Genomic DNA, 8,698 nt, shown 5'->3' with positions numbered 1-8,698 from the left:
GCGCGGCCGGGACGCCCCACCGCCGCCTGCCCGGCGCGTGCCCCGCCGCGTCGAGCCCCGCCAGCAGCACCGCCGGGCCGTCGCCGCGCTCCGCCCACCGCCACCGGTGCAGCGCGTAGGCGAGGTCGAGGCTCGGCAGGCGCTGGCTGCCGGGGAGCGGCATCACGAGCCACACGTGCGCCAGCTCGAACAGGACGAGCGTCGCGACGCCCGCCCAGAACAGCCGGCGCCGCGCGGCGTCGCTCACCGCGTCACTCCCGCGCCGCCGTGCGCTGCGACCGCTGCAGGTCGCGCGCGACCGCCTGCACCCGGTCGAGCACGCGCAGCAGGTTGCCGCTCCACATCTTCGCGATCTGCGGCTCGGTGTAGCCGCGGCGCACCAGCTCGCGCGTGACGTTCAGCGTCTCGTCGGCGCTGCGCCACCCGTCCACGCCGCCGCCGCCGTCGAAGTCGGAGCTGATGCCGACGTGGTCGACGCCGATCAGCTTCACCGCGTGGTCGACGTGGTCGACGAAGTCCTTCACCGTCACCGCGGGGCCGGCGAAGCGCTGCGCCAGCTCGCGCTCCTTCGCCTGGAACTCGCCGCGCCGCGGCTCGGCCAGCGAGTCGGCCTGCGCGCGCGCGGCGCGCATCGCGCCGGGGCCGACGCCGGCCGCCGGCGGCGGGATCCCGAACTCGCGGTAGAGCGCCTCGGTGGCCGCCGCCCGCTGCGCGGCGCGCGCGCCGTCGGCCTTCGGGTCGCACTTCACGTAGCTCGCGAACGCCACCAGCTGCGCCACGCCGCCGTTGCGCGCCAGCGCCTTCAGCTGGTCGTCGTCGAGGTTGCGGCTGTGGTCGCAGATCGCGCGCACCCCCGAGTGCGAGGCGATGATCGGCGCCTTCGTCAGCGCCAGCGTCTGCGCCATGCTCTCCCTCGACGGGTGCGACACGTCGAGCATGATCCCGTGGCGGTTGGCCTCCTGCACGACCTGCCGGCCGAGCGGGGAGAGGCCGTTGTGCAGCCACTGCCCGTCGCGCTCCCCGGTGTTGGAGTCGGAGAGCTGGCTGTGCCCGTTGTGCGCCAGCGAGAGGTAGCGCGCGCCGAGGTCGGCGAACTTCTTGACGTTCGTGACGTCGGTGCCGATCGGGTAGCCGTTCTCGACGCCGATGAACACGACGCGGCGCCCGCTGGCGGCGATGCGCCGCGCGTCGGCCGAGGTGCGCGCGAGGCCGACCTTGGCCGGCGCCAGCGAGTCGGCGAGGCGGTGGATCGCGGCGAACTTCTCGAGCGCCTGCGCGTTGGCGCGCGCGTACCCCGCCGAGTCGAGGGGCCCCTGCCCGACGTAGACGATGAGGAACGCCGCGTCGAGCCCGCCCGCCGCCATCTTCTCGAGGTCGACCTGCGTGCGCGGCAGGCGCTCGGCGTAGTTGGGCTGCCCCGGCTGGAAGTTGAGCGGGCTGATGTCGACGTGCGTGTCGAGCGTCAGCACGCGGTCGTGGATGGCGCGGGCGCGCGCCTCCAGGGCGGCGTCGGACAGCGGCTGGGCGGCCAGCGGGGCGGCCAGGAGCGGGAAGGCGGCGAGGAGGCGGCGCATGGGTCGGGTTCGGAGGGGGAAGGCCGGGGTCAACTTGGGGTCCGGTGCGCGCCGCCACAAACCCGCCGGCCCTCCCGCCTGTCCCATCCTCGTCATCCGCCCGCCGTTCCCCTCATTTCTACAATGTAGAGAATGCGCCTGCTCCTCGTGCTGGTCCAGACGCTCGACCTGCTCGCCGGCCCGCAGACGGCCGCCGAGGGGGTCGCCTACCACCAGGCGCGCCAGCGCGCCGAGGGCGCGTTCGCCGCGGGGCGCGCCGCCGAGGTCGAGGGGCTGGCCGATTCGCTGGCCCGCGTCTACCCGCGCGACCACCGCAACTGGCACCTCCTCGCGCGCCTCAAGGCGTCGCTCGGCCGGCACGACGAGGCGGCAGCCGCGTACCAGCGGGTGGGCGCGATCGTCGGGTGGCGCTCCCCCTACCACTACCCTGGGGTGATGACCGCCGTGCAGCGGCTCGCGGCCGGCGACCGCGCGGGGGCGCTCGACGAGCTGCGCCGCGAGCTCGACGAGCGGCGCAACTTCTACGTCCGCTCGGCGGTGTTCGGCTGGCCGGGGCTCGCGGCGCTGCAGGCGGACACGCAGTTCCTGCGCATCGTCGGCCGGCCGGACGTCGCGGGGCTCGCGCGCGACGATAGGTGGCGCGCCGACCTCGACTTCCTGGTGGCGGAGCTGACGCGCGTGAGCCCCGACTACCACGACGCCCCCCTCCCCGCCGAGTTCACGCGGCGCGTGGCGGCGCTGCGCGCGGCGATCCCGCGCCTCTCCGACGACGAGCTGCTCGTGGGGATGAACCGCGCGCTGGCGGCGCTCGGGCTCGCGCACACGGCGGTGTTCCCGCGCCCGGGGAGCGGGCGGCTGCCGGTCCGCCCGTACGCCTTCCCCGACGGCGTCTACATCGTCGAGGCGGACGCGGCGCACCGCGACCTCGTGGGGACGCGGCTCGTGGCGGTCGGCGGCACCCCCGTCGACTCGGCGCTGCGGCTGCTCGGCGCACACCGCAACGTCTCGGGGCCGATGATGCACGTGTGGGGCGCGGCCGACCTGGCCTCGACGCCGCACCTGCGCGGGACGCGCGTGATCGGGGGCGGCGACACGACGACGCTCACCGTGCGGGGGCGCGACGGGCGCACGCGCACCGTGCGCGTGCCGACGGACGGCCCCGGGCTCCCCGGGCGGCAGGACCGCCTCGTCGCGCCGCCGGGGGCGGAGGCGCCGCTCTTCCTGCGCGCGCTCGACCAGTCGCACTGGGACGCGCCGCTGCCGGGGCACGACGCCCACTACGTGCAGCTGAACCAGGTGCGCCCCGACCCCGACGAGACGGTCGCGCAGTTCGGGCTCCGGCTGCGGCGCGTGCTCGCCGAGCGCCGGCCGCGCCACCTCGTGCTCGACCTCCGCCACAACAACTGCGGCGCGACGGGGAGCTACCCGGAGCTGCTGCGCACGCTGGTCGCGTACACGACGCAGCCCGACGCGCGGCTCTACGTGCTGATCGGGCGGCGCGTGTTCTCGGCGACCGCCAACCTGGTGACGGACCTCGAGCGGCTGGCGCGCCCGGTGTTCGTGGGGGAGCCGACGAGCGCGTGCTGCGACTTCGCCGGCGACCCGAACGCGGCGACGCTCCCGTACAGCCGGCTCGGCGTCGAGCTGGCGTCGGTGCGGTGGAACCTGGCGTTCGACGTGTACGACGCGCGGCGCGAGCTGGTGCCGGACGTGCCGGTGCAGCTCGACGCCGCGTCGTACTTCGCGGGGCGCGACCCGGCGATGGACGCCGTGCTGGCCCTGATCCGGGGCGCGGGCGCGCGCTGACGCGCGCCCGCCCCCGCGCCGCTCAGAGCCCGAGCGCGCGCGCGACGTTGATGCGCCCGTGCCCGAACTGCGCGTCCATCCCCGGCGCGCCCGCGTCGTCGGCGCTCTGCATCAGCGCCGCCTTGATCGCCGCCGGGTTGCCGCGCCCGCGCTCGGCGATGAGCAGCGCCGCCAGCCCGGCCACGTGCGGCGCGGCCTGGCTGGTGCCGACGGCGCCGTTCACCGACCCGCCGCCGGCGCACGGCCGCACGTTCGGCGTCGCCGGGTTCGGGAGCCAGCTCTTGGGGCACATCGACCAGACCCACGACACGGTCCCGTTCCCCCAGGGCCACGCGGTCGTCGCCGACCCGACGTTGCCGCCCGGCGCCGAGAGCGAGATCGCCGAGCGCCCGAAGTTCGAGTAGGCGGCGTAGAGGTCCGACGGGCCGGTGAAGGTGACCGGGCCCGACGCGCCCACGCAGACGACGTGCGGCGAGTCGCAGAACAGCGAGTACAGCGACGGCACGCGGACGATCCCGTCGTCCGTCGGCACGAGGTTGCGGTCGAGGTCCATGCCGTCGTTCCCCGACGCCACGACGACCAGCGCGCCGGCGCGGTTGGCGTACGCGAACGTCTGGTTGAACAGCGCCACGACCGGCCCGCCGCCGCCCGACTTCCACGAGAAGGTGCCGAGGCTCATGTTGATCACGTCGGCCCCGTGGTCGGCGGCGTACAGCACGCCCTGCAGGATGCCGGCGATGCTGCCGCTCCCCGACGCGCCGAGCACCTTGACCGACATCAGGCGGGTGCGCGAGGTGACGCCGGCGTGCGCGACGCCCATGCTCGACACCTGCGACGCGACGTTGGTGCCGTGCCCGTTGAAGTCGTCCGAGACGTGGCGCGCGGGGAAGAACGCCGCGCGGAGCGCGTCGTCGGACGGCACGAACGACGCCGAGCGCGCGAGGTCGACGAGCCCGTTGGCGTCGAGCGAGTTGTAGTCGATGCCGGTGTCGAGGATCGCGACGGTCACGTTCGGGGAGCCGAGCTTGCCGGCCGCCCACGCGTGCTGCGCGCCGATCGCGCGCATGTTCCACTGCCACGAGTAGCGGATGGCCGTCGCCGGGTTGGCCTGGCTGGCGATGGTCACGTCGCCGGCCGCGGCGTCGAGCGGGACGACGGGCGCGTCGCCGGCGGGGCGCGCGAGCGTCACCGTCACGTCGGGCTGCACGTCGCCGACGCCGTTCACGGCCGCGAGCGCGCGCGCCGCCTCGTCGGAGAGCCCCTCGACGATCGCGACGCGCGCGCCGGCGTGGCGGAACGTGACGGCGCCGCCGAGCGCGGCGACCTGCCGCTCGAGGTCGGCCGCGTTGCCCGTCAGGCGCAGCACGTGGCGGGGCGTCGCCGCCGACGCCTGCCGGCTGGGCGCCTCCGTCGGCGCGGGCGGGGCGAGCGGCGCGGGGGCGTCGGTGCGCGCGCCGAGCACGAGGGCGGCGGCGGCGGCGAGGGAGCGGGGGACGCGGAGTCGGGACGGCATGGAGGGGGCCCTGGTGAGGCGCGGCCCGCGCACGGCGGGCATGACGGGCGTGCGCGGCGCGGGGGGGAGGGCGGCGCGGGACGACCGAGGGGAACGGCGGACGGCGACGATAGGACCGCGGCCGCGGCGCGTCAAGCGACGCGGCGCCGGGCGGGGGATCCGGCGCCCCGGGCGCGCGGGGGGTTCAGCCCCGGGCGCCGCTCACGAGCTGCACGAGAGCATCGAGCACCCCGCCTTCTCGCGCGCCCACTCCGGCCGCCGCGCCGCGAAGCGCTCGCGCCCCGGCTGCTCGTCGTACGGCCGCCGCACCAGCTCCAGCAGCTCGAGCACGCGCGACGGGTCCCCCGCCTCGGCGAGGTCGATCGCCTCCTGCGCGAGGTAGTTGCGCAGCACGTAGCGCGGGTTGACCGCGTGGTGGCGGGCGCGCCGCGCGTCGGCCGGCTCGGCGGCGACCGCGGCGTGCCACCGGCGCAGCCACGCCGCCAGCGCCGCCGCCTGCGCGTCGCGCGCCGCGTCGTCGTAGAAGACGTCCCCCAGCAGCGCGAGCGCCCCCGCGTCGTCGTCCGCGGGCGCCGCGTCGACCTCGCCGAGCGCGCGGAAGAAGTTGGTGTGGTCCGCCCGCGCGGCGTGCAGCAGCAGGTAGCCGTCGTGCATCAGCGCCGCGGTCGCCTCCCCGTCGTCGCGCAGCCCGAACTTGGCGCGCGTCATCGCCGCGTACTCGGCGGTGAACACGTCGTGGAAGCGGTCGAGCGCGGCGTGCAGCGGCTCGTCGGCGCCGAACAGCGGGTGCAGCGCCTCGGCGAGCCGCACCAGGTTCCACTGCGCGATCGCCGGCTGCGCGGCGAAGCGGTAGCGGCGCCCCTGCGCGTCGGTCGTGTTCGGCGTCCAGTGCGGGTCGAAGTCGTCGAGCCAGCCGTACGGGCCGTAGTCGATCGTCAGCCCGAGGATCGACATGTTGTCGGTGTTCATGACGCCGTGCACGAAGCCGACGCGCATCCAGTGCACGGCCATGCGGGCGGTGCGCTCGCAGACCTCGGCCAGCCACGCCGCGCGCCGCGCCGCCGGGTCGGCGACCCCGCGCAGGTGCGGGAAGTCGCGGTCGATCGTGAAGTCGGCGAGGCGGGCGAGGTTCTCGTGGTCGCCGCGGGCGGCGAAGATCTCGAAGTTGCCGAAGCGCACGAACGACGGCGCGACCCGGCACACCACGGCGCCCGGCTCGGGGCGCGGGTGCCCGTCGTAGAACATGTCGCGCACCACGTCCTCGCCCGTCGTCACCACGCTCAGCGCGCGCGTGGTCGGGATCCCGAGGTGGTGCATGGCCTCGCTGCACAGGAACTCGCGGATCGACGACCGCAGCACGGCGCGCCCGTCGGCGGTGCGCGAGTAGGGCGTCGGGCCGGCGCCCTTGAGCTGCAGCTCCCACCGCTCGCCGGCGTGGTTCACCACCTCGCCGAGGGTGATGGCGCGCCCGTCGCCGAGCTGGCCGGCCCAGTGGCCGAACTGGTGGCCGCCGTAGCAGGCGGCGTACGGCCGCATGCCGGGGAGCAGCGCGTTGCCGCCGAAGACCTCGGCGAACCAGGGCGCCCGCACGTCGCCCTCCCCGAGCCCGACGAGCGCCGCGACCTCGCGCGCGTGCGCCAGCAGCCGCGGCGCGGCCACCGGCGTCGGGCGGGCGGGGCTCCAGGCCGCGCCGAGCACCTGGCGACGGCGCGGCGAGTCGTCGGGGTCGCCGGGGAGCTCGGCGACGAAGCGGTTGTCGAACGGGAGCGCGATCACGCCGGAAGCTACTCGCGAGACGCGTGCGCGCGCGGCGGCGGAACGCCCGTCAGGGCTTGGGGCGCACCACCACGCGCCGCGCGACGGGGGCGCCGCCCCCGCCCTCGCCGCCCTCGCCCCCCTCCGCCTCGGCCTGGCGGGCCCGGTACGCCTCGGCCTTCGCCAGCACCGCGTCGCGGTCGGCGTGCACGTCGCGGTAGAGGCGCGTCAGCCAGCGCCGGATCGTCGCCCCGAGCGCGGCGAACGCGCCGTGGAAGATGGCGGCGAAGGCGTCGCGGACGACGAACCGCAGCAGCGTGCCGAGCAGCGAGAACGGCCAGTAGCTCGCCCAGAACGCGAAGTCGCGGCGGTAGCGCCGCAGGTCGGTGACCTGCCCCATCGTCCGCAGCGGGAAGCCGGCCTTGGCGGCGGCCTCCTGGAAGCGGAACGCCTGCTCCTCGTCCAGCTCCGACGCGCTGGCGACGCCGAGCTGCTGGAGCTGCCGCGTGCGCCACTCGAGGTACGGGCGCACCTTCCGGCGGTGGAAGCGCACGAACTTCCACGACGCCCAGACGACGCCGCCGGCGTAGTAGACCGCCACCCAGCGCAGCACGGTGCCCGGGTGGTCGCGCACCCACTCCTGCAGCGGGAAGCGCGAGATCCAGGAGAGCGTCGCCACGCCGAGGAGCAGCGTCAGGAACGCGGCGCCGCTCGCCTCGCGCGCGACCTGCACGGAGAGCACGAGCACGAAGAACAGCGCGGCCGACCAGAACAGCGCCCCGCCGAACAGGAGGAGCGAGAGGAACGGCTCGGCCGGCACGGGCGCGACCTGGAGGAGGAGGGACGACGGCATGCGCGGCGCGGGGGTTGGGCGGACGGGGGCCGACGGGGCCCCGGTCGCGGACGGTCAGCGGGAACGTGCGGTCACAGCACGTCGAACGCGAGCGTCACGCGCACCGCGTCGCCGTCCCCGCGGCCGCCGCGCACCCGCCGCGGGATGGGGAGCAGCGTCTCCCCCGAGCGGTCGCGCCAGACCGACGTCTCCCACGTCACGCCGTCGACGGTCGCGCGCACCGGCGTGCGACCCCAGCCGTGCGTGACGCGGGGCGCGCACGCCTCGGGGACGGGCGCGAACGTCCACCCGCCCTTGCCGGGGATCCGCCGCAGCCGCGCCGTGAACGTGCCGCCGTAGCTCACGGCGCGCCGCCCACGAACGTCCGCGCCTCGCGCGCGAGCGCGGGCCACGCGTCCTCGCCGCCCGCGAGCGCGACCCACTCGCGCATCACGCGCCCGCCCGTGTCGAACGGCGCCCCCGCCCCGGCGGCGATCAGCGCGGCGACGCGCGCGGCGGGGAGCTTCACCACCATCGTACCGCGCACCGGCATGGCGAAGATCTTCCCACCGACGGTGAGCGCGCCGTCGCCGAACGCGCGGCGCCGCCTCCCCGGGGCCGCCGCGTCGGGCGTGTCGACCAGCCCCTCGGCGCGCAGCCGCGCCGCCACGGCCTCGAACGCGGCGACCGTCCCTTCCCCCGCTCCCGTCCCGCTCATCGGTCCTCCCAGAGCCGGGCGAGCAGCTCCGGCATCGCGTGCAGGTGGTCCACGTGGTCGGGCGCCGCGTTGCCGGCGAACCCGAGGATCGCGAGCCGCCCGGCGCGCGCCTCGCTCAGCTGCTGCATCCCGCGCGGCCCCCAGCGGAGCACGGGCGTGCGCGTCAGCGCGAGGGCGCCGACCAGCCAGTCCGCGGTCTCGGTGGTGCTGGCGAAGGTGCCGGGGAAGATCTCGGAGTGCGTGACGACGAACCGCTTCTCGCCGCGCGCCGCCGCCCGCGCGAAGGCGGCGAGGGCCGTCAGGTTCGTGGTGTCGAGCGTCCCGCCGGCGGCGAGCACGCGCCCCTCGGGCACGTACGAGGTGTGCATCCCGTCGAGCAGCAGCACCGCGTCGACGCGCGCGGCGTGGCGCGGCTCGCGCAGGATCGCGCGGATCGCCCCGTGTCCCGCGGAGAAGCCGGCGAGCGCCACGCGCCCGAGCCGCGCCGGCGCGCCCGCGGC

At 76.5% G+C, this 8,698-nt stretch carries 7 protein-coding genes and 2 pseudogenes; 1 reads left to right on the top strand and 8 read right to left on the bottom strand.

Translation table 11 applies throughout. The features are described from left to right. A pseudogene (locus PYV61_RS15985) lies at positions 1-247 on the bottom strand (hypothetical protein); the annotation flags it as partial. Positions 248-251: 4 nt separating this feature from the next. Further along, on the bottom strand, positions 252-1,574 hold the full coding sequence (locus PYV61_RS15980; protein ID WP_275833358.1) for a membrane dipeptidase: 1,323 nt from the start codon (positions 1,572-1,574) through the stop codon (positions 252-254). A 132-nt stretch (positions 1,575-1,706) separates the two neighbouring features. On the opposite strand from PYV61_RS15980, the gene PYV61_RS15975 reads away from it, so the two are divergent. Then, a complete protein-coding gene (locus PYV61_RS15975) occupies positions 1,707-3,380 on the top strand; it encodes a hypothetical protein (RefSeq protein WP_275833356.1) in 1,674 nt (557 codons plus the stop codon). Between the two features lie 22 nt (positions 3,381-3,402). Here the strand turns inward: PYV61_RS15975 and PYV61_RS15970 are convergent, their stop codons facing one another. The 6 genes and pseudogenes from PYV61_RS15970 to PYV61_RS15945 form a co-directional block, all read right to left on the bottom strand. Beyond that, positions 3,403-4,893 carry a S8 family serine peptidase gene (locus PYV61_RS15970; RefSeq protein ID WP_275833354.1) on the bottom strand — a complete coding sequence of 497 codons (1,491 nt, stop codon included), beginning with the start codon at positions 4,891-4,893 and terminating at the stop codon, positions 3,403-3,405. Between the two features lie 201 nt (positions 4,894-5,094). Next, positions 5,095-6,669, bottom strand: coding sequence for a protein adenylyltransferase SelO (locus tag PYV61_RS15965; RefSeq protein ID WP_275833351.1), 1,575 nt, complete (start codon positions 6,667-6,669; stop codon positions 5,095-5,097). 49 nt (positions 6,670-6,718) lie between these two features. Then, complete coding sequence (locus PYV61_RS15960; protein WP_275833349.1) at positions 6,719-7,501, bottom strand: hypothetical protein; 783 nt, start codon at positions 7,499-7,501, stop codon at positions 6,719-6,721. 71 nt (positions 7,502-7,572) lie between these two features. Continuing rightward, positions 7,573-7,845: a DUF1905 domain-containing protein gene (locus tag PYV61_RS15955; protein ID WP_275833347.1), complete on the bottom strand. Its 273-nt coding sequence runs from the start codon at positions 7,843-7,845 to the stop codon at positions 7,573-7,575. Then, a complete protein-coding gene (locus PYV61_RS15950) occupies positions 7,842-8,198 on the bottom strand; it encodes a hypothetical protein (protein WP_275833345.1) in 357 nt (118 codons plus the stop codon). Before PYV61_RS15950 ends, PYV61_RS15955 begins: the two co-directional genes overlap by 4 nt. Further along, positions 8,195-8,698 (bottom strand): annotated as a pseudogene (locus PYV61_RS15945) (hypothetical protein); the annotation flags it as partial. The gene PYV61_RS15950 and the pseudogene PYV61_RS15945, both read right to left, overlap by 4 nt.

It is taken from the genome of Roseisolibacter sp. H3M3-2 (genome assembly GCF_029211165.1).
In the GTDB taxonomy this organism is placed as follows: Bacteria; Gemmatimonadota; Gemmatimonadetes; order Gemmatimonadales; family Gemmatimonadaceae; genus Roseisolibacter.
Note: the sequence above shows the minus strand (reverse complement) of the source record. Positions and strands in the feature narration are given on the sequence as shown.

Bases quoted from the DNA above. Each gene is read 5' to 3' on its own strand.
- PYV61_RS15980 (WP_275833358.1), bottom strand. From the start codon at position 1,574: ATGCGCCGCCTCCTCGCCGCCTTCCCGCTCCTGGCCGCCCCGCTGGCC.
- PYV61_RS15975 (WP_275833356.1), top strand. From the start codon at position 1,707: ATGCGCCTGCTCCTCGTGCTGGTCCAGACGCTCGACCTGCTCGCCGGC.
- PYV61_RS15970 (WP_275833354.1), bottom strand. From the start codon at position 4,893: ATGCCGTCCCGACTCCGCGTCCCCCGCTCCCTCGCCGCCGCCGCCGCC.
- PYV61_RS15960 (WP_275833349.1), bottom strand. From the start codon at position 7,501: ATGCCGTCGTCCCTCCTCCTCCAGGTCGCGCCCGTGCCGGCCGAGCCG.
- PYV61_RS15950 (WP_275833345.1), bottom strand. From the start codon at position 8,198: ATGAGCGGGACGGGAGCGGGGGAAGGGACGGTCGCCGCGTTCGAGGCC.